Below are 25,420 nucleotides of genomic sequence, written 5' to 3'. Positions count from 1 at the left end.
GGTCGCGCACGACCAGCTTCGCAGCCCCTGTGCCATGACAAACGACGGAGTAGGTGGTGAAGAAGTTGGCCTGGCGACGGATCGTCTCGCGTGAGTCTTCGGTAGCAAAGGCGCCAAAATGATGCCGACTATGCGCTCTTGCTTCTCAGCAATCACCACAGGCGTGGTCGGGGAGCAGTAGACGTAGCTCATCACTTCCGCACACGACGCCCGGCCACTGTGGCTGGCGTGGAACGTTTTCAGCCCCGTTCGCTACAAAATTCCTTCAGGTGTGGTCCGAGGTCGCAATTAACCTCATTCACCGGCAACGGGATGCTACGCAAACTCGCAACAGTAGATCTCGCACTCGCCCTTACCTTTAAGGAATACCTTGCCGACAGGACGGATCGGGCTTGCGTCATGTACACGGGCAGAGGCTTCCTTCGATAGGTGAACAGCACATCCGTCTCCGAGCGCACAGAGGCGCGCGGCCACGTTCACCGTGTCGCCCCAGAGATCGAAGGTGAACTTCGTTCGGCCAACGATGCCGCCGACGACCGAACCGATGTGAATACCGGCCCGGATCCGCCAGCCAGCAGAACCATCACCCGCAATGGCAACCATGTCCCGCGCGCAGCGGACAGCCGCAGTCACGGGGTCGGTATGGGGCGACAATAGGTTGGCCGTCGCCATAAAGGCGTCGCCGATCGTCTTGATCTTTTCCATACCGTGCCGGTGCGCCACCACTTCGAACGCTTCGGCCAAACACTGAACTTCAGCGACGACGGTTTCAGGGCTTTGGCTGTGGCACCAAGCTGTGAAACCGACGAGATCAATGAAGAGCACTGCGACATCGTGGAAGAGCCGGGGCTTGACCTGACCGGTCGCCATCAGTTCGGCCACTGCCGCTACGGGCAGGATCGCGTGGAGCAGTTCGTCGGCTCGCTTCCGCTGGCGCTCAATGGTCTCCAGATGCGCCATCTCCCGATCGTGGAGCCGCTTCCTGTCCAGGCAGGCACGAATCCTAGCTTCTAGCAGCACCGGCTCGAAAGGCTTCGGCAGGTAATCCTCGGCTCCCATCTCGATGCAGCGCACAACGCTGCTGATCTCTGTCAGCGCCGAGATCATGACCACCGGGGTATGACGCAGCCGAGCGTGTGACTTCATCCTATCCAGCACGGCGTAGCCGTCGAGCATCGGCATCATCACGTCGAGTAGGACGAGATCGAACGGCTCTTCGTTCAGGAGATCAAGTGCCGCGCGTCCGTTCGCGGCTCGGACGCTCATGTGTCCGAGAAGCTCGAGTTCCTGCTCCAGCAGGTCGAGATTGAAAGCTTCATCATCGACGATGAGGATGCGTGCCGGGTCCACAGGTCTCGCTCTCTCCAGGCCAAGGCCGCTTCAGTGCCGCTCGCACTCATGCGAGCCAGTGATGCAGCTTGGCGAAAAGAAGGTCTTCGTCGACGGGCTTCGTCATGAAATCGTCGCAGCCCGCCGCCTTGGCTTTGTCTTCGTCGCCGCTCATCGCGTTCGCGGTTATCGCGATGATGGGAATACCCGCCGTCGCTGGGTTGGCCTTGATGCGCCGCGTTGCCTCCCAGCCGTCGATGACCGGCAGCGAGAGATCCATTAGGATAAGATCCGGGGTATTGCTCGCCGCCATCGCGACGCCCGCTTCGCCGTCGACCGCGATCACCAGCACGTAGTCGTCCTCCAGAAGCTGCGTCAGCAAATCGCGATTCAGCTCGACGTCTTCGACAATGAGGATGGTCTTCATCGGGCAAGACCTTCGCAGACCGCGTGCAGAAGCCCTAGGAGTTGCCGGCACGAGAATGGCCCGAGACCAACTAGACCCGTTTTCTCGGCAACAATCTGGCAACTGGCAGGATGAACCACGGCTCGCGAGCAGAGGGGGCCGCCGCGGCTAGGCCGACATCTCATCGCGACCACCCGTGCAGCCTCGGCCCAGCTCATAGACCGACCTCGGCCGCCTGGCCCTCCGACTGCGGCAACACCCGCCTGACCTCCCGGACGAGGGCGTCACGATCGAGGCCCCGCTTGTCGATCAGGCCGAGCACGCGCTCCCGCAGCATGCCATGCTCGGCCGCGTTCAGAGATGCCGCCGTCAATACGACAACGGGGATCGTCCGGCCAATGGGATCGGCCTGGAGATGGTCAAGGAAGGTGAGGCCATCCATGCGCGGCATCAGGAGATCGAGGAGGATCACGCTCGGGCGCGCCTGCGCGATGCGTTCGAGGCCCGCAACGCCGTCTGGAGCCCAATCGATCGTGCAGCCCTCGGTGTCCAGCAATTGGCGGACGAGGTCGACTACGTTCGAGTCATCGTCCACCACGAGAATGCGCTCGCTGTTGGGCGCGATGCGCGTCAGGGCGCCAATCAACGACTCACGCTCGAACGGCTTCACGATGTAGTCGTTGGCGCCGAGACGGAAGCCGAGCTCCTTCTGGTCGACAATCGAGATTAGGATGACGGGGATCTCGCGCGTCAGCGGGTCGGTCTTGAGCGCGTGCAGCACCTGCCAGCCATCCGTCCCTGGCATCATGATGTCGAGGGTGATCGCGCGCGGCTGAAGCTCGCGCGCCTTGCGAAGGCCGTCCTCACCGTTGGAGGCGCCAACCACGTCGTAGCCCGCGTCGGACAGGTTTTCTTTCAGCAGGTAGACGACATTCGGGTCGTCATCGATCGCAAGCACGAGCCTGGACCCGGTCCGGGACGCAACGTCCAACGCGAGCACTGGCGACGGTAGACTGGACTGAAGATCGAGCGCACCCTCGACACACTGCGGAATGGTGAGCGTGAAGGTCGAGCCCTCGCCCTCCCGGCTCTCCACGGCGACATTGCCGCCGAGCATCCGTGCCAGCCGGTGGCTGATTGCGAGGCCAAGCCCCGTTCCGCTATGCACGCGGCTCGCGGAGTTGTCGACCTGCTGGAACTCCTCGAAGATCAAGGACAGCGCCGCACTCGGAATGCCGATGCCCGTATCCACCACCGCGAGCGCGATCTGGTCTCCTACGGGGCGAGCGCGCAGCGTGACCGAACCAGTTTCAGTGAATTTGATGGCGTTGCTGAGAAGGTTGATGAGGATCTGCTTCAGCTTCTCCTGATCTGTGCGGACGATTTCCGGCAGGCCCTGAACATCTTTGACCAGCCGCACGCGCTCGCTCTTGACCAAAGGCTCGACCGTACGGAGGCAGAGGTCAAGGATTGGCTCGAGCGCGAATTCCGACGCCTTCACCTCCATTCGGCCCGCCTCGACCTTTGCGAGGTCGAGGATGGTGTTGATGAGTGACAGTAGGTGTTCGGAACTCGTCAGGATTTTTTCCAGATTTTCCAGCTGCTTCGGAGGCAATGCGTCCTTGGCGCGGCGCATCACAAGTCGTGTGAAGCCGATGATGGCGTTGAGCGGCGTCCGCAACTCGTGGCTCATGTTGGCAAGGAAGCTGCTCTTGGCCCGGCTTGCGTTCTCCGCGGCGTCCTTTGCCTGGCGCAGGTTCTCCTCCGCGCGCTTGCGCTCAATCACCCGCCCAAGTTGTGCGCCGATGTTGATCATGACCTTGAGCAGGGCCCGCTGCGGTGCCCGCGCCTCGCACGCGAAGAACTCCAGCACCGCGACGACCTCACGCCCGATCGTGATCGGGAAGCCAAAGGCTGCTCTGATTCCATCTGCGGCAGCCGCGGCGGCGCGCGGGAGGTCGGGCTGCAGTTCAGCGTCGAGGATCCACAGCGGTTCGCCGGCAGCCAGCACGCGTCCTGGCAGGCCGACGCCGGCCGAAAGCTGCGTCTCCTCAGTAATGGTCCGGAAGCGCGCGAAGCGCTCCGGCGCGTCGCAATGCCAGATGCCGGTCGGTACAAGCGTTCCGCTCCCGTCCTCAGCCAGCGCGTAGGCGTGGCCGAGCGGCCACCCAGTGTGAGCGGAGATCCGGCGCAGACAGAACCGCACAGCATCCTCGACGGTGACGGCCTCGTTGGCCGCGGCCGCTGTCACCTGCAGCAACTCGACGAAGGCGGTTTGCTCCCAAAGCGCAAATTCAGCCTCCTTGCGTTCGGTGACATCGCTCCAAGACTCGACGACTTCGACTGGCTCGCCGTGCGGACCGCGGACGAGGCGCTGCTCGTCCCTGACCCAGCGATAGGTGCCGTCCTTGAGCAGGAACCGGTACTCGATGACGTTGTGGCCCATCTCCAGAAGGCGCGGGAACTCGGCCAAGACCCGGTCCCGGTCGTCAGGGTGAAGCCGCTCCAGCCAGAACTCCGGACCGGCGAGATAATCGCTCGGCTCATAACCGAGGAGATCTCGCACGTTCTCGCTGATGAAGGTCGGCTGGTTTCGGCCGCCCACCTCGAAGCTGCAAATCATCGACGGTGACGCAGTCAGGAGATAGGTCAGCCGCGCTTCGGTCATGAGCAGGGCCTGCTCGGCACGCTTGATCTCGGTGACGTCAGTATAGACGGCGACCGTCCCGCCATCTCGGGTCTTTCGTTCGTTGATCTGTGTCCAGCGCCCGTCGATCTGCTGCTGGAGGATCGGACCGCGTGGGTCACGGTAGAGAGAGAGCCGCCTTTCGAGCCATGCGTCGACCGTCGTGCCATCATCCCGCACGAAACAGCTTTCCGCGGCAGCGCGGGCAATCGCGGAGAACGACGCCCCCGGGACAATCACATCGTCGAGGCCGGGGTGAAATTGGCGAAAATGACCGTTGCAGAGGAGAAGGCGATCTTCGGCATCGAACAGTGCAAAGCCGTCCGAGCTGGTCTCGATCGCCTCAATAAGGCGCTGCCGCTCGCCGTCGCGAGGCTCTGTGTTGGAAGCTGCCATTTCATGCCCCACCGCCTTAGACTTACGACGCATAGGCCCCAACCATCAGACAGATTTAGAGTATGATTTTACATGAAATTCAGGCACAATCCGCTACAGCACTTCGGAGGTGAAGGAACACAATCTAAGAAAATCTTGTTCGTCTCACCTGCAATTGCGTGGCCGTCTTTTGCCTTCATTGTAGATTATACTGCATAGTTGGGCTGCTAGATAGCCGTCCCTTGTCCAGTGCCAGCGCCTTATGGGCAGTGAGCGGTCTGTGACAAACAGCGACGAATGGTCTTATGGGTTCGTCTAGAGCTGACGTGGAGCGGGCGGCAGGTTGGCCAGGATTCTCCCCGCACGGCGGCGACAATCTGGCCTCTTTCCGCACCGTTTCGGCCCTCTCTCGACGTGCCTAATGCCGCTGCTACCTCTCTGCCTGTGATCGGCTTGGTATTGAGCAGCCGCATCATCGGCACGGCAGTGAGCGTTCAGGCGGGTGATGAGCCGGGGCTAGGCGGCCTGCTGCAGCAGCTGTTCTCGCCCGGTCGATCCGCTGAGCCAATCCAGCAGGTCGCCCCTAAAGCGAGCTTGTAGGCGCAGCCTTCATCAAGTTCGATACCCTTGATGAGGGGGTCCACCAACGCTTGGACTTCCTCACGCATCGTCCACCTCTCCTTGTAGAGGGACGTTGCTGCTGAGCGTCAGGTTCCCGCCGGGCGTGGTCGGCGCCGTCAGGTGGAAGTGCCTGCGGACGCCTGTGACGGCCTCCGCCAACTCGCTTGCCCTCGCGCTTGCCACCGGTCTCGTCACTTCGTTGCCCGAGTTCGTGCGGTGAGCTTGTTTCCGTCCGGATCGCGCAGATAGGCAACGAAGGATCCATTCGGGCGCTCTGAGGGCGGGCTCTCGATCGCAGTACCGCCATGCGCGATACCGGCCTCATGCCAAGCGAGAACATGGTCGCGGCTTGCGGCAGCGATACCGATCGTCCCGCCGTTAGCGGCGGTCGCCGGATTGCCGTCGATCGGCTTCGTTACCATCAGCCGACCACCGTCATGGGCATAGATCAACCTGCCCCTATCATCCATTTTACCAGGCTTGCCTCCTAGGGCGGCGAATGTGGCGTCGTAGAAGCCTCTAGCTTGCTGAAGGTCATTGCTGCCGATCATGACGTGAGTGAACATTCTTCCTCTCCAACGTAGGTCCACCGGAGTCAGCCTTGGAGTGCATCCTGTTTGACCGGACAGGTGGCGGGGTGGGCTTAGGCACTCTGGCTGAGGAACTCTCGGGGTGAGAGCATGCTCAGACCGGAGTGTGGGTGGACAGTGTTGTAGTCCTCGAACCAGCCCGGCAGAAGCCGCATCACGGTCTCGGCGTCGGGCAGGATCGCGAGGCGCGCGTAGTCACGCTTGAGTATCTTCACGAAGGCTTCAGCGATGCCGTTGCTCTGTGGGGAGCGCGCCGGCGTGACCAGCAGCCGCAAGCCGAGCGCGGTGGCCGTCTCGCTGGTCTGGCGGGCGAAGTAAGCCGAGCCGTTGTCGGACAGCCACTCGATCGGGTGCGGGGTCTTCGTCGCGCCAAAGCGCTGCTCGACGCAGGCAATCATCAGGTCGCTGACCCACTCGCCATAGACGCCGGTTGTCGTCGCCGACCAGGCCATGACCTCACAGTCGCAGGCGTCGATGGAAAACAGCACCCGGACAACTGCGCCGTCCCGGCAGCGCAGGTCGAAATGGTCCGAGCACCAGCGGATGTTCGAGTGCAGCGCCACCACCACACCGTCGTGGGTCCGGCCGGTGCGGCGAGCGGTGTAGGGCGCCAGCGTCAGCCCGTTCACCTGCAGAATGCGCAACACCTGCTTGGCGTTGACGACTGGCGCGCCGCGCGAGCGCAGCACCCGGTTCAGCAGCGCGGTGATGCGCCGGTAGCCGTAGCTGGGACGTGCCTCGACGATCGCGCGGATGGCGGGCAGCAACAAGCGGTTAGCCGAGCATCACGATGAGGGAACACACCTCGCGGGCGAGCGAACCGGTCTCACAGGGGCGCCACCCGCCGGCCGCTCAACCGGGAGCCACAAGGCAAGCCGCAACGGTCCAAATCTGCACAACTTTTAATAGAAAATGCCGTATTTTGTGCTCTTTGGGTTGAATGTACTGCGCTTCAATTGAAATTTAATTTGCAAGCGAGAATACATGCGCTTGGGGAGGGGCATGTTGTCTCTCGCCGATGCAGTTTTGTGGCGCGTCAAGTCTGTCCGTCGTCAGATGATTTGAGACGATCTGGGACGCTCAGGAACGGAGGCTCTGGTCCACCTGGGTTGAGAGGTTAGGCAGCCCGCGCGTGGTGGCGCAAGCGGCGGTCGATGAGGGTCTGACGCTTGATCTGCGCCCGCTCGCGCAGGATGCCCTCGCCGCGGCCGAGATAGACGTCAGCGGGGGTGAGATTGCCCAGGCTCTCGTGAGCTCGGACGTGGTTGTAGTGCTCCACGAAGGCGGCAACCCGGGCCTCCAACTCGCCCGGCAGGTAGGCGTGTTCGAGCAGGATGCGGTTCTTGAGCGTCTGGTGCCAGCGCTCGATCTTGCCCTGCGTCTGGGGATGGCGCGGCGCACCGCGGATGTGGGTCATGCCTCGGCTGCCGAGCCATGTCGCCAAGTCACCCGCGACGTAGCTCGATCCGTTGTCGGTCAGCAGCCGCGGGCGATGCGCCACCGGCACCTGATCGAGCCCGGCCGCGGTCAGCGCCAGATCGAGCGTGGCGGTGACGTCGCTGGCCTGCATCGTGGCGCAGAGCTTCCAGGCCACGATGAAGCGCGAGAAGTCGTCCAGCACCGTCGACAGGTAGTACCAGCCCCAGCCGACAACCTTCAGGTAGGTGAAGTCGGTCTGCCAGAGCTGGTTGGGCGCCGTGGTCTTGTCGCGGAACGCGTCGGCGGCCTTGACGACGATGTAAGCGGGGCTGGTGATCAGGTCCTGGGCCTTGAGCAGGCGGTAGACGCTGGCTTCCGAGACGAAGTAGCGCCGCTCGTCGGTGAAGCGCACCGCCAGTTCGCGTGGGCTGAGTTCCGGCTCCTCCAGCGCGAGGGCGACGATCTGCTCGCGGATCTCTGTCGGTAGACGGTTCCAGACCCGGCTGGGCCGGGATGGTCGGTCAGCCAATGCCTCGGGACCGCCTCTCAGGTAGGCGTCGTACCAGCGGTAGAACGTCGATCGGGTGATGCCGAGCTTCTCCAGGGTGCGGCGCACCGGCAGGTGGGATTGCTCAACCAGCCGGATGATCTCCAGCTTCTCAGGGGCTGGGTACCTCATGCCTCGTCGTCCCCAGCCCCGCTCATGCTTTTTTTGAGCAGGCGGTTCTCCAGGAGGAGATCGGCCACAACCTCCTTCAGCGCGCCCGCCTCGCGGCGCAGCTCCTTGACTTCGTCTGCTGTCGCCGCCCGCGCCGTGTCGCCCGCCAGCCGCTTCTTACCGGCTTCCAGGAACTCCTTGGACCAGCCGTAGTACATCGAGCTGGCGATGCCCTCGCGCCGACACAGCTCGGCGATACTGTCCTCGCCGCGCAGGCCCTCCAGCACGATGCGGATCTTCTCCTCGGCCGAGAACTGCCGGCGGGTGGCCCGGCGGATGTCTTTGATCACCGCGTCTGCCGGCTTGCGTGCCAGTCCGGATGTCTGCTTCATCGTCGTGCCTCAGGACTACGATGAACCAGCCATCCTCCGTTCGTGAAGGGCCTCGATGTGTCTCAGGAGCGCTGACGGCGGACAGCGTCAAGTCATGCCGGACACTCACTACCTCGTGCTTGCCGAGCAAGGCTCCGTCCGCGTTCAGGCCGAACGGGACGGAAAGACTATGCTATCTCGCCAAAGGTTTCGGGACGAGCAAGAAGCGTGGGAGTGGATCGCCTCGGTCAGGCAATGGGCACGGCTACCCCCACGAATCGGCAAAGAGATGTTGCGCCGGATCTTGATGCGCTAGCCCCGGACGCGAAGGATGCCTTTCTCCTTTAGCGTCTGTCGTTCAGAAGCCATCTTTCGGAGATGATGTAATGTTCCCGCCGGGTGTGATCGGCGCCGTCAGATGGAAATGGTTCCGATCGCCCGTGACGGCCTCAGCCAGTCCGTCGATCGCGTCCACGATGCCGCTGGCGGCTACGTAGAATATCGAGTGGATCGGAGCTCGCGAAAGGACGCGGATGCACTCCTTCCGCCAGACCTCGGCACGGTCGAGAAAGTCGCGCCGCTAGGGGCCAACGAACACGCGCTGCCTCGGCATCTCTTTCGTTCCGCTTCTCCGCAGCGCCCAGAGATAGAACAAGCCCGGAACATCGAAAGGGGACATAGGAGGAGGCAGACAGCTCCTAACAGACTTTCACAGGTGTAAGGAGCAGGGAGAGAACCTCATTCGGACGCCCTGTGTCTCGGTCCCAGCCAGACGCGAAGTCCACGCGATAGGTCGTGCCTTCCACCTCTACGAACGAGCCGACAAGACCAACGAACTCCGCTATCCCTCCGTGAGGCGAGCGCACGACAACCCGCAAGGCCCCTTCGACCGGTTCCGTTTCGAGAACTTCTGGCTTCCACATCCCGTTGTCGTCCTGAGGCAGGCGAGCGTGTCAAAGCAGTTGCGCACTGCCGTGCTTGCACGCTCAAGCCCAACGGCAGAGCATCGGAGCGCACCTTGGATAGCATGTCCAGGGCGGCAGGCGTCGGCCCGGTGCGCCCCTTTTTCCAGCGATACTGCGGCCGGGTCTCCCCGTTACGGAAAGTCGAGAGCCATGATGCGGTGGCGCCTGTCGATGTAGATCTCGACATGTTCAAACAAGCCACCGCGGTTGCGTGTGCGCCTGATCATTCCCATAGCGCTGCGCAAGATGGCAAGAAGCATGGTTCGGAAGATACGGTAACTTGGCCTAATTGGGAGTATCGTATTAATGGATTTCCAGCAAAGATATAGATGGCTGCTCTCCCCAAGTAGCAGCCTCGGTCCTGACCTTTCCGACAGCGGGTCTGGACCCGAAGCCCCTTCCCGCCCCCCCGCGGGGAGGGGCTTTGCGTGCACCGCCTGATAGTTCACAGCCGCTACGGTTCCAATGGCGGCTACTGGATGGGTAAGCGGATTGTCGCCTACGACAGCGCCCGAATGCGCTCATCTCCGGGGCCCAATGTGATCGAGGAAGACGCGGTTCGTGCCCTCAATCCCTCCGCCTTGGGCGATCACGCTCGACCTCATAGCGCCGAACGAGCCACGCCAGCAGACCATCCTCGTCAGCCGCAAACCAGATCGCCGCCATGAACAGCGCACCCAGGATGAGGGCTAGAGCCATGTCTGGCAGCAAACCCGAGGCGTACAAGCCGATGACGCCAAGGCCTATCAAGGCGGCCACTGCACCCGTCAGCCATTGCGCGAGACCTAACAGCGTCCAGTGGCGAGGGATCATAAAAGCTCGCTCCCCAAGCGGTCCTTGAAGGCGTTGGCCCGGCGAATGTAGACCAACATCGTCCGCGGGTCGCGGTGTCCGCTCTGATCCATGATGCGCACACGATCTGCACTGCGCTGAGCTTTATGCCCGCCAGAGCCTCAGTAATAGTATCGGCTCTGTCGTGACACCGCGGCGTGCCCCGCCGCTCCGATCCCCTCAAGCGGCGGGGCCTTTTGGCGAAGCGCACCAAAAGCACTGTCAAGTCTGTTTCATATGGTTAAGCTTTGCTAAGCTCCTCGTCGCCGTTGTGAGGAGGAGCCGTTATGCCAACAGCCCTAGCCGCCAAGGCCAACCTGCAGCCTCAGCAGGCCCGTCTAATGGACGGGACGCAGAGAGGCGATAGCCCACGTTATCGACCAAGTGCTCGCGGCAGAAGGTTTGAGGATCTCGCCCGCTACAGCGGCGGTCTTACGGGCCACGAACTCATTGAGATGGCGCAAGCCGCTCGTCTCCGACCGGCCAGCCTCTGACCAGCCCCCTCATCGTGGCCGACGCAAGGCTGGCCTGACTTCATGAGAACGGGAGACCGCCTTCCCAAAATCCTGACTGCGGCGGACGTCTGCGGCAGCCTTGGCATCTGCACCAAGACGCTTCGCACCCACATCCGCACTCCACACGGCTGCGCTAGCCTTGCGCAACAAGGATCTGACCGGACAACCTAACGAAGGAGGGCAATCCTAGCGCCGCTGAAACGGGATGATGTTAGACGGTACAGTGAGCCCGATGGGTGCTTGTTAAATGTCAGCGACAGGCTGCACCAGACGCTTTGCCAAGCTCGACGAGACGATCCATCGGACCACCCACGCTGCCCGGCCGCGATTGCGGCGCCGCTCCATCAAGCGACACACCCAAATCGGCTCACTGTTCCAAGAACGCACGGCCACCCTCACTGCTAAGTTGAGCTTGAAGCATAGCAGTGTGAGCAGCCCCGCCATCCATCTGAATCAATGGCAGCGAGACATGCTCGGAGCCGTACAGTGGTCAGGTGGTCTTAAGGCTCCCGCGGGCCGCCCTCTCCGAGCTTGCCTGTGCTCCGGGGCGTCCGAGGCCAATGGACTTGGCGAGCTCGGAGCGCTGCGCGGCGTAGCTTGCCGCCACCATCGGGTAGTCGCCCGGCAGGCCGTAGCGCTGGCGGTAGCTGTAGGGGTCGAGCCCGTGCGTCGAGAGATGGCGCTTGAGCGTCTTGTAGGGCTTGCCGTCGATGAACGAGATCAGCGCGTCCGGCGTGATCGACTTGCGAACCTGCGAAGGCGTGGCCTTTTCCACCTCTTCGGCAGCCGTCTGGGAAGCGGCGCTCCCCAAACCACACAACGCAGCATGCACACTTGCGATAACGGCAGGCAGTTCGCTCATAGGAATGGGGTTGTTGGCCACAAACGCTGAGACAATCTCGGCGGCGAGCTCAACAAATTCAGCGCTTTGCGCTGGCGTTTCTTCCAACATCGGCGGCCTCCAATTGCCAGACCTTCAAACGTCAACAAAACTTCTGACGCCGACGGCTTGCCAGGGATATGGCATACCAAAACAGATATTCCAATCCGCCTACGGAAGCATTGTGCGCAATGATCTTTTGTTCTTTGCAGCTAAATTTGTAAGCTGTGACAGGAATGTGAGCGAGAAATGAGCAATCTCAACGTGGCTCACGAACAACGTGCATGAAGGCGATTGAACCTTTGTCAACCAAGTGCCTCGTTGAAGTCTCAGATCGGGAGGGCGAGCAAAGTCGCTGTCACCACGGTTGTCGAAAGGGGCCGCTCCAACTAAAGCCTCGACGATGCAAAAGCTCGAAGCTCTTCTTAACCGTCTGAAGGCCCACCAGCGCGAGCTCATTCTCGAAGCAGCTGAGCGAGCTATGCTCCCGCCAGACAGCATGCTGCGCCGGATCGCCGAGCTGGAGAACGTCATCGCTGCGGTTGAGGCTGTGACGGACGAAGAGCGGCACACTGCCTGAGGCCGGTAGCCCCTCAGATGGGCGCGTTCAGCGTAGAAGACCCGCCGAGCGCAAGTCTTGCTCCACCGCCTCGTAGACCGGCCGCATCAGATCGTCGTTCTCGGCAGCGGGCGGGCTGAGTGGCTTCATGGGCGGGAACTCGAAGGCGTCAGGCTGGAACGGCTCGGCGCTCTGCTCATGCTGTGCGCGAGTTCCCGAGGCACCGATCCCTGTCAGCGACTTCAGCTTTCCCAGCATAGTCCCCTCCAGCTCCGTTATGCACAACTCACATCGGCGTTGTTCGTTCTCCGCCTGCCGGACGGCTTCGGCAATTTAAGCGCCTGAGCATACCCGCGGCACGGCGCGCTCGCCTGACGGCTTCCTCGCAAGAGGGATGAAAGGTCACAGCTGCCTCGTGATGTCATGGCCGCGAGGATCCTTGGCGGAAGCCTCCCGCTTCATTCTGCACCTACTCCGCCGGTCGCCATCGAACGATGAGCGTCAGGGCGCCTGACAAAGCTGGTGCCGATGCCACTCACGAGCATGCAGCCTGCTCGGCCAATCTGCCGATCCAGCTCTCATTGGCCATTGCTGGAGGCGTTCGTCCGCCTGCTGCAGGAGGTCTGCCCGCCGCCATCGGTTCGCACCCTGCCGGCCAACATCCGCGATGCGCTGATGCGCTCGTCGGCATCGGTACCGTCTGCGCGCAGACGACGGTCGTAACGACGCTATCGCATAGGTTTGGGCTTCGGGATCGTTACCGGCCTGCCTGTCACCGGATTAAGAACTGTGATCGTCATGCCGGCCTCAATCGCACCAAGCTCTGGCTTGGTCTCATCAACCGCGCGTCAGCCCCCGAAATCGTAAACACCGCGTAGAAAGCGTGCAGTATTGGGGCGGGGTGAAATGCGTTCTGCAGCCGAAGACTACGAAAATTCGCCTAAGTTGCCGCAATCGTCGGTTCAATGCGCCGCAGAAATCTGGCGCGTTCCCACAGTTCAATCGCACAATTCTTAGCCAAGCACTTGCTGAGGTGGATCGCCTGAGCGTCGCTTTTAGCCTGAACGACTTGAGCAGATGTGAAGCGTCCATCTGAACCTATTTTATAGGCTCGATATACGCGCATCTCGCCTGCGGTTTCGGCTTGGCAGCTTCGCATAAGTCCCCTCGCAGGTTCAGACCTCCAGATGTCGAGCGTGTCGAAGCTGTGTATTAAATGGTTAACAAATCGTTAACGCTATTGGATTTGTACCGCACCAGCAGACGGCGATGCAGCAGAAACTGCAGCAAGAACGCGAGCGGGCAAAATCCAAAGCAGTGCGGACAGCACCGCAAGCCGGAAGCTGCACGGCTGCGTATGAGTGTGAACGATTCGTCTCCATCTTCGACACGGATCATCTTCCCTAGAGCGATTTCAATCGGCCACACCAAATACCGGAACCCTACACCAAGGCACCGGCCGTAGCGTAACGGATGCGACGCGGGTGCACGCGTTAGGCCCGTCATTATCCTCTCGGCTTCTGTGAACCGGCTTCTTGACGGAGGGCTATCCGAGCAGGCGGCGCCCGATCGTGGCAAGTTCGTGCCCAAACCCTACTACTCGGCCCAAATGCTCGGCGCGTTTGGCTTAGCCTGAAATGGGGATCCCTCTCATCGCTACCTGAGCCAGAGCCAGGATCTGACCCTCAGGCCCCATGCTGGTCACCATGCTACGGGTCAGCATACTGTTGCCGTGTGGTCACAGGCGTCCTGGAAGGAGGGAGCGGAAGCTTAAGCTGCCACACTGCTCGCACAAAGCCTCGCGACCACTTCGCACAGCCCACCGCAGCGAGGAGAGCTTATGAGCACCGGTCGACGTTCGTCAGCCAGCGCGTCCGTCTCAGCCATTCGGCCGCACGTTGCGGCAGTCGAAGTGGATGAGAACATCGCCTCGATCATCGAGGTTTTGCAGGACCAGCTCGCCTTCGCCCGCGAGGGCAAACTCCGCTCGGTGGCGGTCGTTTCTGTATCGGCTGATGGCGGGGCAGTGGGCACACAGTGGTCCTGCAAGCCGGCCGACATCACGAGCCTGATTGGCAAGCTCACCGTGCTGACGCACGACCTCATGGCTGGGCGCCAGTAGTGTGAATGGTAGCGTCACGCCACGATCCTGCGCAGGCGCTCGGCTTCAGCCCGCCATGCGTCTCGCTCTGCCTGCAGCTTCTCAACTTGAAGGTGGAGTTCGCCTGCGTCGACGGCCGCCTCGACGAGCTGATCCTGTAGCTCGGCGAGCTGAAGGCGCAGCTCGGCGTTCTCGGTGGCTAGGGCCAGGATGGTCAGGGCGTCACCACTCATCGCGCAGCAACTACCCCAACACCCTGTGGCGATGGGGCCACGCAGCGGGAGCGTATGCAGCCAGAGCCTCTTCCATGTTGCGCTCCGCGAGTCCGCACGTCGGCTAAGCATCGTTAGGCGTGCTTTTCTCGGGAGGCGCTTCAGGCCGGCGATGCCAGAGTAGCTTTTATCTTGGCGTGCAGCCGTCCGACTTCCTCCGGCCCGAGCGCAAGCACAAGCTTGACAGCCTCCTCGATGAAGGCCGCGGGTGTGGTGCCAGCGCGCTTGGCTGCCAGGGAGACTTCGAGGCCCAGCGCGAAGTCGATCTGCACTGGCGTGGTGCGTCGCTCAGCTTCCGCATCGGCCGACGCCGGGACTGGAGCCGGGGCGGGCTGAGCCGGCCCAGCGAGCGCTTCGCGCCGTCCCTTTGCAGCGAGGCGATCTGCGCGCTCGTTGAGCGCGTCACCGTTGTGGCCACGAACCCAGGTCCAGACCACATCGCGCTGGCTGACGAGTTCGTCCAGGCGCTGCATTAGGTCGCGGTTTTGCACCAGGCCCTTCGCGCCCCGCCAGCCCTTGGCCTTCCAGCCACGCACCCATTCGGTCATGGATTTAACAACGTACTGGCTGTCGCATCGCATTTCGATTTGCGCGCTCTCTGGGAACTCCTCGAGAGCCGGGATGGCCGCGGTAAGCTCCATACGGTTGTTCGTAGTGGCGAGCTCGCCCCCGTAGAATTCCCGGGAACCTTCCGGCATCGAGATAACGACGCCCCAACCGCCAGATCCGGAATTTCGGTCGCAGCCGCCATCGGCATAGACGACGATTCGCATCAGCTCGGCATCATTCGGGGGTGAAAGTGTTGTGGTCATGAAGTCCATATCCATGGCGATTGCGACTTCATAGCACCGTTTCAGCCTTTCACGCAGCCATATCGACGTGTCGCAAATAATCAGCAAGCATCGAGAAGCGTCAATATGCGATCAAAGCGTATCAATTGCCTCTAATTGCCCTCACAAAACGCTAATTAAAGCGAAATTTCGTGGTAAAAAAATTTTACACTATGGTGTGCGGGTATTCCATCTGTGCTCTCCTGATGGGCCCTATCTGGCCCTCCGTGCGGGCTGGTCAACGCCGCGGCCCTGGCCCCGGCATTGCGTCGCGGGGGGATCGCGTGAGAAGGCGGTGCTCCCGCCCTGGCTGCCGGAGGACCCATGCGCACCGAGACGCCCCAGACGATCCGGCTGGAGGATTACCGGCCCAGCGACCATCTGATCGACCGGGTCGATCTCGACCTCCGCCTCTCGCCCCACGACACTCGCGTCACGGCCACGCTCGCGATCCGGCCGAACCCGGCGGGGGAGGCTGGCGCCCCTCTCGTCCTCGACGGCGACGAGTTGATCCTCCTCGGCCTCGAATGCGACGGGCAGGCGCTGCCCGCGGACGCCTTCGCGGCCACGCCCTCAGGCCTGACCCTGCACCGGCCGCCTCGGCGGCCCTTCACGCTGCGCATCGAGACGCAGATCGACCCGACCGCCAACACCAAGCTGATGGGCCTCTACCGCTCGAACGGCGTCTACTGCACCCAGTGCGAGGCGGACGGGTTCCGGCGCATCACCTATTTTCTCGACCGGCCGGACGTGCTCTCCGTCTACACGACCCGGATCGAGGCGGGGCGCGACGAGGCGCCGGTGCTGCTCGGCAACGGCAATCCGGGCGCGTGCGGCGTGATCGCGGACACCGATCGGCACTACGCGGTCTGGCACGATCCGCACCCGAAGCCGGCCTACCTGTTCGCTCTCGTCGGCGGCCGTCTCGACCGGGTCGCGACCCGCTTCACGACGATGGAGGGGCGCGACGTCGCGGTCGCCGTCTACGTTGAGCCCGGCAAGGGACCACGCGCCGACTACGCCCTCGATGCGGTTGTTCGATCGATGGGCTGGGACGAGACGGCATGCGGCCGTCCCTACGATCTCGACGTGTTCAACGTCGTCGCCGTCTCCGATTTCAACATGGGCGCGATGGAGAACAAGGGCCTCAACATCTTCAACGACAAGTACGTGCTTGCCGACCCGGAGACGGCGACCGATACGGACTACGCCAACATCGAGGCGGTGATCGCCCACGAGTACTTCCACAATTGGTCGGGCAACCGCGTCACCTGCCGGGACTGGTTCCAGCTCTGCCTCAAGGAGGGCCTCACCGTTTTCCGCGACCAGGAATTCTCCTCGGACATGCGCTCGCGCGCGGTGCATCGGATCGGCGAGGTGCGGACGCTGCGGGCCCGCCAGTTCTCCGAGGATGCGGGCCCCCTCGCCCATCCGGTCCGGCCCAGGGCCTACGCCGAGATCAACAATTTCTACACGGCGACCGTCTACGAGAAGGGCGCCGAGATCGTGCGGATGATCCGGACGCTGCTGGGCCCCGCCGCCTTCCGTGCCGGCATGGACCGCTACTTCGCCGAGAACGACGGCCGCGCCGCCACCGTCGAGGATTTCCTCGCTGCCTTCGCGGCGGAGAGCGGGCGTGACCTGTCCGCCTTCGCCGGATGGTACGAGCGGCCCGGAACGCCGCGGGTGACCGCGGCCGGGATCTACGATGCGGACGCGCGCCGCTACACGCTGAGCTTGCGCCAGAGCCTGCCCAGCGGGGACGGCGCACCCCTCGTCATTCCGGTGGCTCTCGGTCTCGTCGGCGCCTCCGGACCGATCGAGGCTGCCTGCCCCCGGGTCCCGGACGGCGTCTTCGTGCTCGAAGCCACCTCGGACACGCTCACTTTCGAGGGCGTGGCGGAGCCGCCGGTCCCCTCCCTGTTCCGGGGCTTCTCGGCGCCGGTGCGCGTCGAGATGAATCTCGGCGACGCCGAGCGACTGACGCTGCTGCGGCACGACACCGACCCGTTCAACCGCTGGCAGGCGGCCCAGAGCGTCGCGATGCGCCTCATCCTCGACCGGGCGGGCGCGCGCTTGGTCGAAGCCGACGAGGCAGGGCCGGCCGCGGAGGCATACGCCGCGGCGCTCGGTGCCTTCCTCGACGCGGAGGCACTCGCCGACCCGGCTTTCGCCGCCCTCGTTCTCGCCCTGCCCAGCGAGGGGGAAGCCGCGAACGAGATCGGTCGCGACGTCGACCCGGACGCGGTCCATCGCGCCCGCCAGACCCTGCGACGCCATCTCGGCCGGAGCCTGCGCGGGCGCCTCGAATCCCTACGCGAAGCCCTGGCACAAGCCGCCGGCGCGCCGTTCAGCCCCGACGCGGCCTCGGCCGGACGGCGGGCGCTCATCAACACCGCCCTCGACCTGATCGCGATGGCCGACCCGGAAGCCGGGACACGGGCGGCCGAGGCGCAGCTCTCCGCAGCCAGCAACATGACCGATCGCCTCGCGGCGCTCGCGATCCTCGCCCAGATCCCGGGCAAAGCGCGCGAGACGGCCCTTGCCGCCTTCGGGGAACGCTACGCCGACGAGCCCCTCGTGCTCGACAAGTGGTTCGCGCTCCAGGCCACCATTCCGGAGGCGGGCACGCTCGACCGGATCGCGCGCCTGCGGAGCCACCCGGCCTTCGCGATGACGAATCCGAACCGGGTTCGCGCCCTCATCGGCAGCTTCGGCCTCGGCAATCCAACCCAGTTCGCCCGCGCCGACGGCGCGGGTTTCGCGCTCCTCGCCGAGACCGTCGAAGCCCTCGACCGCGTGAATCCGCAGATTGCGGCCAAGCTTCTCACAACCTTCGGTTCCTGGCGCATGCTGGAGCCCGCAAGGTCCTCGAAAGCCGGTGAAATTCTCTCCCGAATGCAGGCTCGGCCAAGCCTCTCGCGAGATGTCGCCGACATCCTCGCCAGAACCCTTGCCGGCTCGTTAACACATTCTTAGTAAACGGAAATTCCGAATCGGCGGGGACCCTGCCCCGGTCGAATAGCGGGCCGCCCTGTCAAGCGATCGCGCGAGAAATCCGTGGACAAGTCGCACCCACGGATGATCATATATCCATGATTCGGGGCGAGCGTTCCCACCGCCCCGACACATTACCGAAAGCGACGAGGTTCGGCTATGCCGGAGGCGGATTCCGCTTCCCTCTCCGCGCGCGCGGATACGATTCTCGGCATTCACCGCCCCTCGCGTGCCACTCATGCCCGCTTCGTGCGGGCCGAGACGTGGCTTCGCTACGCCGTCCCCGCGCTGCTGGCCACGTTCCTGGCCTGCCTCGGCGGCGTCGCCGCCCTCCACCTGCAGATCCAGCGGGACGATCTCCTCCACCGAACCGCCGCCGAGGTCGAGACGTTCACGCGGCTCGCAGCCGCCGCTCTGCTCTCCGCGGCCGATGACGAGGCCCCCGCGCGGCTCGGCGCCCTTCTGCCTCAAGCCTCGCTCCAAGCCGGCCGCCGGATCCTGATCGTCTCACCGACGGAGCGGATCCTCGCGTCCCATCCCCCGCTACCGGCGCGCATCACCCAGTTGCCCGAGGTGCTCGGCGAGGCCCAGGCCCTCACGGTCCTGGCGGAGCGGGCCGGGGCGATGACCGTCATGCTGCCCGGTGGCGAGGCGGCGTTGGCGGCCATGCACCGGCTGCCCGGCGACGGGACCACCCGCGTGGCGGTGGTGCAGCCCCTCGGCCAAGCGCTGGCCGCCTGGAGCGAGCGTGCCCGCAACCAAGCCATCCTCCTCGGAGCGGCCGGCCTCGTGATCGTCGGCATCGCGGTGGCCTACGGCCTGCAGACCCGGCGGGCGCACGCGGTCGACAGGCTCTGCGAGCAGATCAAGCAGCGGCTCGACACCGCGCTCGGGCGCGGCGGCTGCGGCCTATGGGACTGGGATATCCCGCGCGGGCGCATCTACTGGTCGGATTCGATGTACGCGCTCCTCGGCTACCGGCGCGAGCGCGAGTTCCTCTCCTTCGGCGACGTCAACGCCCTCGTCCACCCGGACGACGGCGACCTTTACAGCCTCGCCCGAGGGCTCGCCGCGAACCAGACCATGGTCGATCACGCCTTCCGGATGCGCGGGGCCGACGGCTCCTACGTCTGGCTGCGGACCCGCGCCGAGATCGTGCCGGATCAGAGCGACGGCGGGCGCCACCTCGTCGGCATCGCCGTCGACGTCACCGAGCAGCACAATCTCGTGGAGTCGACGGCCACCGCCGACATGCGTCTTCGCGACGCCGTCGAGGCGATCTCGGAGGCGTTCGTGCTTTGGGACACGAGCAACCGGCTCGTGCTCTGCAACTCGAAGTTCCGTCACCTGCACGCGCTGAGCCCCGAGGACGCGCAGCCGGGCCGGCGCTACGGCGAGATCATGGGGCGGGGCGTGCTGCCGCGCGTGCGGCGCGAGTTGCCGGACGCGGAGCACGCGGGCGCCACCTCGCGGACCTTCGAAGCCGAACTGGCGGACGGCCGCTGGCTGCAGATCAGCGAGCGACGGACCAAGGACGGCGGCTACGTCTCGGTCGGCACCGACATCACCAATCTGAAGCGACACCAGGAGCAGCTCGTCGCCTCGGAGCGCGAGCTGATCGAGACGGTCAAGGACCTCAAGCGCTCCCGCCGCACCCTCGAGCTGCAGACGCAACAGCTCGCCGACCTCGCCGAGCGCTACCTCGACCAGAAAGCCTCTGCCGAGAGCGCCAACCAAGCGAAGTCCGAGTTCCTGGCCAACATGAGCCACGAGTTGCGCACGCCGCTCAACGCCATCATCGGCTTCGCCGAATTGATGGAAACGGAGGTCTACGGGGCGTTGGGCTCGCCGCGCTACGGCGAGTATTGCCGCGACATCCGCTCCAGCGGCAATTACCTGCTCTCGGTCATCGACGACATCCTGAACATGTCGCGCATCGAGGCGCATCGCGTGAGCCTGGTGCGGAGGGATCTTAACGTGGACGCGGCGGTGAAGAGCGCGATCAAGCTCGTCGCGGAACCCGCCCGGTCGAAATCCCTCGCGATCAGCGTCGATCTGAGCCCCGGCCTGCGGCTCCTCGCCGACGAGCGGGCCCTCCAGCAGATCCTCGTCAATCTCCTGCAGAACGCGGTGAAGTTCACGCCCTCCGAGGGGCGCCTCATGGTGCGCGCCCGCCCGTCCGGCGATCACGTCAACCTCTACATCGAGGACAGCGGCATCGGCATCCCGAAGGCCGCGTTGCCGAAGCTCGGCGCGCCTTTCGCGCAGGTCGAGACCAACCTCACCCGCAGCCACAACGGCTCGGGCCTCGGCCTCGCCATCGCCCGCTCCATGGCCGAGCTGCACGGCGGCTCGCTGCGCATCCGCTCCGAGGAGGGCCTGGGGACCATCGTCCTCGTCCGCCTGCCGGCCCCGACGCCGGAACGCCTGCGCGCGCTGGCCGCAGAGGAAGCCTCGCAGCAGACCGTGGCGGCCCTCCGCGAAGCCTCTGGCGCGAGCCTGCGCCCGAGCCCGGTGCATCAGGCGGTGGTGTGAGGCTGGCGCGGCCCGGGGTCACCAAAAGCCCCGCGAGACGAGCTCCCTATCCGAGCAGGCGCTCGAACAAGGCCCGCACCTCCGTCCGCTCCGCGTCGAGCTGCGCGGTCAGCGCCCGCGCATCCGGCATGCCGGTGGCGGCGGCGAGCCGAGCGAGGGCCACCGGAGAGGCCGCGGTCGGGTCCCCCTCGACCATCAGGCGCTGCCAATGGTGCACGTCGTCGAACAGGCGATAGGCGGCGCAGAGGCGCTCGGCCACGTCCTCGCTCAGGAGCCCGTGCTCGGCCGCACGGCGCAGAACGCCCGGCGCGTCGCGTCCGGCGAGGTCGGGATGCGTCGCCGCGTGGCCGAGCACCAGCGCCTGGGCCAAGAAGTCGAGGTCGAGGAGGCCGCGGGGGCGAGCTTCAGGTCGAGGGGGCCGGCATCGCCTTTCTCCCGCGCGACGAGAGCGCGCATCTCGCGCACCGCGCGATTCACGGTCGCCGGATCACGGGGCTGGCAGACGATGGTCCGGATCACCTCGGCCACCTCGGCGCCGAGATCCGCGTCGCCCGCGATCACCCGGGCGCGGGTCAGCGCCATGTGCTCCCACAGCTCCGCCTCCTCCAGGGCGTAGCTGCGGAAGCTGCGCAGCTGCGCCGCGATCATGCCCTGGCCACCGCCGGGGCGCAGGCGCAGGTCCACCTCGTAGAGCCCGCCGCGGCGGGTCGGCACGGTGAGGGCCGCGACGAGGCGCTGGGTCAGCCGGTTGTAGGCCACCGCCGCGTCGAGGGGCGCGGGCCGGTGCTGGTGCGATTCTCGGGGTCGAAATCGTACAGCACCACGAGGTCGAGATCGGATTCCGCCGTGAGCTGGCACGAGCCGAGCCGGCCGAAGCCGAGCACCGCGACGCGCCCATTCGGCACCGTGCCGTGCTCGGCGCGGAAGGCTTCCGAGACGGCATCGAGGGAGGCCGCCACAGCCGCCTCCGCGATACCGGCAAAGGCTTGGCCCGCCCCCTCGGGCGTCAGGATGCCCGAGAGGAGGCGCGCACCCGTGACGAAGCGGAGCTGGCGCGCCGCGTCGCGGCTGCGGTCGAGGAATTCTTCGTGACTGCCCGGCGCGCCGACGAGGCCGCGATACTGCTCGGCGAGCAGGCCCGGATCGGTCGTCGGATCGACGAAGGCGGGGTCGATCACGGCGTCGAGGACGTGCGGGCTGAAGGCCACGGTGTCGGCGAGACGCGGCGCGGTGCCGAGGAGGTCGGCGAAGAGCAGCCGCAGGCGCTCGTGCGAGCGCAGGATGGTGAGCAGTTCCACCGCCGCCGGCATCCGCCCGAAGGCGCGGTCGAGGGCGTCGAGAGCCGCGTCGGGGTCCGGCGTGCCGCCGAGCGCCTGCATCAGGGCCGGCACGAGTTCGGTCAGCACCTCCCGCGCCCGGGGCTGCGCACGGCGGCGCGGCGCCCGAAATGCCAGCCGCGCACGGTCTCGGCCGCCCGCTCCGGCTCGCGGAAGCCGAGGGCTTGCAGGGTCCGCAGCGTCGCCGGGTCGTCGCCCGTGCCGCTGAAGACGAGATCGCCCACCTCCGCCGAGAGATCGGGCTCGGCCTCGAACAGCAGAGCGTAATGGGCCTGCACCCGCCGCGCGTGGAGGAGGAGCGCCGCCTCGAACTCCGCCAGCCCGGAGAAGCCCGCGAAGCGCGCGAACGCTTCGAGCTCGCCGGCCTCCTGCGGCAGGCGCTGGGTCTGCTCGTCGCGCACCATCTGGATTCGATGCTCGACCGTGCGCAGGAAATCGTAGGCGGCCGTCAGCTCGTCGCGCGCCTCGGCACCGATCCAGCCCTCGTCGGTGAGGCTGCCCAACATCTCGACGGTGCGCCGGCCCCGCAGGGCGGGACGTCGCCCGCCGAAGACGAGCTGCTGGGTCTGCACGAAGAACTCGATCTCACGGATGCCGCCGCGGCCGAGCTTGATGTCGTGTCCGGCCACCGCGATCGTGTCGTGCCCGCGCACGGCGTGGATCTGCCGCTTCATGGCGTGCACGTCGGCGATCGAGGCGAAATCGAAGTATTTGCGCCAGATGAACGGCCTGAGATCGGCGAGGAAGCGCTCGCCCGCCGCGATGTCGCCGGCGATGGCGCGGGCCTTGATAAAGGCCGCTCTTTCCCAGTTCTGCCCCATGGTCTCGTAATAAGTGTAGGCGGAGTTGAGGCTCATCGCCGTCGGCGTCGAGCCGGGATCGGGCCGCAGGCGGTAATCGACCCGGTGCACGTAGCCATCCGCCGTGCGCTCCTGCAGCAGCTTGGCGACCCCTTGCGCGAGGCGGCTGAAGAACGGCGTCGGCTCCAGCCCCTCCTTCAGCGGCGCGCCCTCCGGATCGAAGAACACGACGAGATCGATATCGCTCGAATAGTTCAGTTCGTGGGCGCCGAGCTTGCCGAGGCCGAGCACGACGAGCCCGGAGCCGGCCTGCGGCTCGGCCGCGTCGCGCGGCCGGTAGCGTCCGGCCTCGGCCGCCTGCAGCAGCAGGGCATCGAGGGCCGCCGAGACCGAGGCGTCGGCGAAGTCGGACAGGGCGCGGGTGACGGTTGCGAGCGGCCAGAGGCCGCCGATATCGGCGAGCGCCACGAGGAGGGCGTGGGCGGCCCGGTTCTCGCGCAGGCGGCGGCCGACCGCCTCGAGATCGAGGGCACCTCCGTCGGTGGGCCGCCCGGCCGTCCGCTGATCGGCGATGATCTCGGCGACGCGGATCTCCGGCGGCGCAGCGAGGAGATGCGCCAGCCGCTCCGGATCGCGGGACGCGAGCTGCCAGAGGAAGGGGGAATGGTCGGCCAACGCGAGGAGATGGGCCCTCACCGCGCCCGTGAGATGCCGCTTCGGAAGCGTGTCCGTGATGTCGGCCAGCCGCGCCTCGGCCCGCGCGGGATCCGAGAGGGGCGGCGCCGCGACGAGGCGTTCGGCCAAGGTCCCCTGTGCGCTGCCGTATTCGCTCATGTCCGTTCGCCCTCGCTGCGGACGGGCAGGGTTATCACGACGGCGAGGCCCGGGTCATTGTCCAGAAGCGCGATTGCGCCCTGGTGCAGCCGCACCACCGCCGCGACGAGGCTCAGCCCGAGCCCGAAGCCGGGGCGTGTACGCGCCTCCTCCAGCCGCACGAACCGGTCGAGCACCCGGGCGCGGTCAGCCTCCGGAATTCCGGGGCCGTGGTCGGCGACCGTGATCTCGATGTCCGGGCCACTGCGCCGGGCCTCGACGCGGATGCGGGGCTCGCCTCCGGCGCCGTACTTGATCGCGTTGTCGATGAGGTTGGCGAGCGCCTGCCCGATCAGCTCCCGGTTACCGTCGAGGACGAGCCCATCCTCCGTCCGCACCGCGAGGGCGAGGCCGCGTTCCTCGGCCAGCGCCTCGTAGAGCTCGCCGACCTCCTGCACCGTGCGGCCGATATCGAGGGGCGCCAGCGTCTCGCGGGCATTGCGGGCCTCCAGCCGCGCGATCATCAGGAGCGCGTTGAAGATCCGGATCAGCCCGTCGCTCTCCTCGATCACCGACTCGATCGCAAGGCGCAATTCTTCCGCGGTGCTGGCCGTGCGCAGGGCCTCGTCGGCGCGGTTGCGCAGGCGCGTCAGCGGCGTCTTCAGGTCGTGGGCGATGTTGTCCGAAACCTCGCGCAGGCCCCGCATCAGCTCGCCGATCCGCTCCAGCATCTCGTTGAGGTTCTGAGCGAGCCGGTCGAGCTCGTCGCCGTTGCCGGCGACCCTCAGGCGTCCGTCGAGGTTGCCCGCCATGATGGTGCGGGTCGTCTCGGTCATGTCGTCGACGCGCTTGAGAACGCGGCGCGCCACGAACCAGCCGCCGACCACGCCAAGCAGCACGACGAGAGCGAGCGACGAGCCGAAGGTCCGGGTGATCACGGCGCGCAGGCGGTCCCGCTCCTCCACGTCGCGCCCGACCAGGAGGCGAAATCCGCCGGGCAGCGTGAAGATTCGCACGATCGCCCGGTGATCATAGCCGCCGCTCTCGCCGCTGCGGGCGTAGTTCGCCTCCGTCTGGCCGGGCAAGGCGAGCAGCCGCGCAGGAACCTCGCCGACATTGCCGACGACGTGCTCGCCGGCCGCCGTCGTCACGAGGTAGAGCGAGGCGCCGGGCTCGCGGGAGCGGCGCTCGACCACCGCGATGAGGCGGCGCAGGCCGCCCGCATTGTATTGCTCGGACAGGCCGTTGATCTCGGCGTCGATTGTCGAGACGATCTGGTCGTCGAGGACGCGCCGCGCGTTCCAGGCGACGTAGCCGAGGGCGAAGAACGCGAAGGCCGCGAAGACGACGAGGTAGGCGAGCGACAGCTTGAAGGCCGTCGTGCGGAACAGCTTGCCGAGGCGCGCCGGCAGAGTCTCCGGAACCGGCAGCGTCCGCGCATTCATCGGGGACGCCTCAACCACGCCGCCTCACGAGGCGCGGGCCTCCTCGGCCCGGACCATGTAGCCGGCGCCCCGCACCGTGTGGATC

General features: G+C 65.4%; 15 protein-coding genes and 3 pseudogenes (1 of these 18 only partly in view). 4 read left to right on the top strand and 14 right to left on the bottom strand.

Translation table 11 applies throughout. From position 1 onward, the window contains the following. Positions 1–315 precede the first annotated feature (315 nt). From DK389_RS13105 to DK389_RS13060, 8 genes and pseudogenes are all read right to left on the bottom strand, one after another. Complete coding sequence (locus tag DK389_RS13105; protein WP_109890147.1) at positions 316–1,350, bottom strand: adenylate/guanylate cyclase domain-containing protein; 1,035 nt, start codon at positions 1,348–1,350, stop codon at positions 316–318. Positions 1,351–1,396: 46 nt separating this feature from the next. Then, entirely contained in the window at positions 1,397–1,756 is a 360-nt protein-coding gene (locus DK389_RS13100) for a response regulator (RefSeq protein ID WP_109890145.1), read from the bottom strand. 193 nt (positions 1,757–1,949) lie between these two features. Continuing rightward, positions 1,950–4,817: a response regulator gene (locus DK389_RS13095; protein ID WP_236960843.1), complete on the bottom strand. Its 2,868-nt coding sequence runs from the start codon at positions 4,815–4,817 to the stop codon at positions 1,950–1,952. A 791-nt stretch (positions 4,818–5,608) separates the two neighbouring features. After that, a complete protein-coding gene (locus tag DK389_RS13090) occupies positions 5,609–5,983 on the bottom strand; it encodes a VOC family protein (RefSeq protein WP_109890141.1) in 375 nt (124 codons plus the stop codon). A 77-nt stretch (positions 5,984–6,060) separates the two neighbouring features. After that, positions 6,061–6,777: pseudogene (locus DK389_RS13085) on the bottom strand (IS3 family transposase); the annotation flags it as partial. A gap of 347 nt (positions 6,778–7,124) precedes the next feature. Then, a protein-coding gene (locus DK389_RS13080) for an IS3 family transposase (RefSeq protein WP_109889188.1) occupies positions 7,125–8,476 on the bottom strand; the annotation gives its coding sequence in 2 pieces (ribosomal slippage) (positions 7,125–8,138 and positions 8,141–8,476; 1,350 coding nt in all). A gap of 1,511 nt (positions 8,477–9,987) precedes the next feature. After that, positions 9,988–10,233, bottom strand: coding sequence for a hypothetical protein (locus DK389_RS13070; RefSeq protein WP_109890137.1), 246 nt, complete (start codon positions 10,231–10,233; stop codon positions 9,988–9,990). A 1,023-nt stretch (positions 10,234–11,256) separates the two neighbouring features. Further along, positions 11,257–11,718, bottom strand: a complete 462-nt coding sequence (locus DK389_RS13060) for a Ros/MucR family transcriptional regulator (RefSeq protein ID WP_109890135.1) — start codon at positions 11,716–11,718, stop codon at positions 11,257–11,259. A gap of 331 nt (positions 11,719–12,049) precedes the next feature. On the opposite strand from DK389_RS13060, the gene DK389_RS33415 reads away from it, so the two are divergent. Beyond that, entirely contained in the window at positions 12,050–12,226 is a 177-nt protein-coding gene (locus DK389_RS33415) for a hypothetical protein (protein ID WP_194075200.1), read from the top strand. A 27-nt stretch (positions 12,227–12,253) separates the two neighbouring features. Here DK389_RS33415 and DK389_RS13055 read toward each other — a convergent pair whose 3' ends face one another. Continuing rightward, the gene (locus tag DK389_RS13055) at positions 12,254–12,463 is read right to left on the bottom strand and encodes a hypothetical protein (RefSeq protein WP_162560628.1); all 210 of its coding nucleotides are present in this window, start codon (positions 12,461–12,463) and stop codon (positions 12,254–12,256) included. A gap of 1,582 nt (positions 12,464–14,045) precedes the next feature. On the opposite strand from DK389_RS13055, the gene DK389_RS13050 reads away from it, so the two are divergent. Continuing rightward, entirely contained in the window at positions 14,046–14,327 is a 282-nt protein-coding gene (locus DK389_RS13050) for a hypothetical protein (RefSeq protein WP_109890131.1), read from the top strand. 14 nt (positions 14,328–14,341) lie between these two features. On the opposite strand, the gene DK389_RS13045 is transcribed toward DK389_RS13050, so the two are convergent. Both DK389_RS13045 and rnhA read right to left on the bottom strand, forming a co-directional pair. Further along, positions 14,342–14,539, bottom strand: a complete 198-nt coding sequence (locus DK389_RS13045; protein WP_109890129.1) for a hypothetical protein — start codon at positions 14,537–14,539, stop codon at positions 14,342–14,344. Positions 14,540–14,679: 140 nt separating this feature from the next. Next, positions 14,680–15,351 (bottom strand): ribonuclease HI, encoded by a 672-nt coding sequence (gene rnhA, locus DK389_RS13040; protein WP_109896355.1) that lies wholly within the window; start codon positions 15,349–15,351, stop codon positions 14,680–14,682. A gap of 381 nt (positions 15,352–15,732) precedes the next feature. On the opposite strand from rnhA, the gene pepN reads away from it, so the two are divergent. Both pepN and DK389_RS13030 read left to right on the top strand, forming a co-directional pair. Beyond that, on the top strand, positions 15,733–18,387 hold the full coding sequence (gene pepN, locus DK389_RS13035) for an aminopeptidase N (RefSeq protein WP_109890127.1): 2,655 nt from the start codon (positions 15,733–15,735) through the stop codon (positions 18,385–18,387). 177 nt (positions 18,388–18,564) lie between these two features. Further along, positions 18,565–20,940, top strand: a complete 2,376-nt coding sequence (locus DK389_RS13030; protein ID WP_109890125.1) for a PAS domain-containing sensor histidine kinase — start codon at positions 18,565–18,567, stop codon at positions 20,938–20,940. Between the two features lie 46 nt (positions 20,941–20,986). Here the strand turns inward: DK389_RS13030 and DK389_RS13025 are convergent. The 3 genes and pseudogenes from DK389_RS13025 to DK389_RS13015 form a co-directional block, all read right to left on the bottom strand. After that, positions 20,987–23,911 (bottom strand): annotated as a pseudogene (locus tag DK389_RS13025) (bifunctional [glutamine synthetase] adenylyltransferase/[glutamine synthetase]-adenylyl-L-tyrosine phosphorylase). Then, the gene (locus DK389_RS13020) at positions 23,908–25,335 is read right to left on the bottom strand and encodes a HAMP domain-containing sensor histidine kinase (RefSeq protein WP_109890123.1); all 1,428 of its coding nucleotides are present in this window, start codon (positions 25,333–25,335) and stop codon (positions 23,908–23,910) included. The pseudogene DK389_RS13025 and the gene DK389_RS13020 overlap by 4 nt, the downstream one beginning before the upstream one ends. 24 nt (positions 25,336–25,359) lie before the next feature. Continuing rightward, positions 25,360–25,420 (bottom strand): annotated as a pseudogene (locus tag DK389_RS13015) (winged helix-turn-helix domain-containing protein); it runs 637 nt beyond the window's last position.

Origin of the sequence: Methylobacterium durans (assembly GCF_003173715.1) — a bacterium.
GTDB lineage: Bacteria > Pseudomonadota > Alphaproteobacteria > Rhizobiales > Beijerinckiaceae > Methylobacterium > Methylobacterium durans.
The sequence above is the reverse complement of the archived record's forward strand: the minus strand, read 5'-3'. Positions and strand labels throughout refer to the sequence as shown.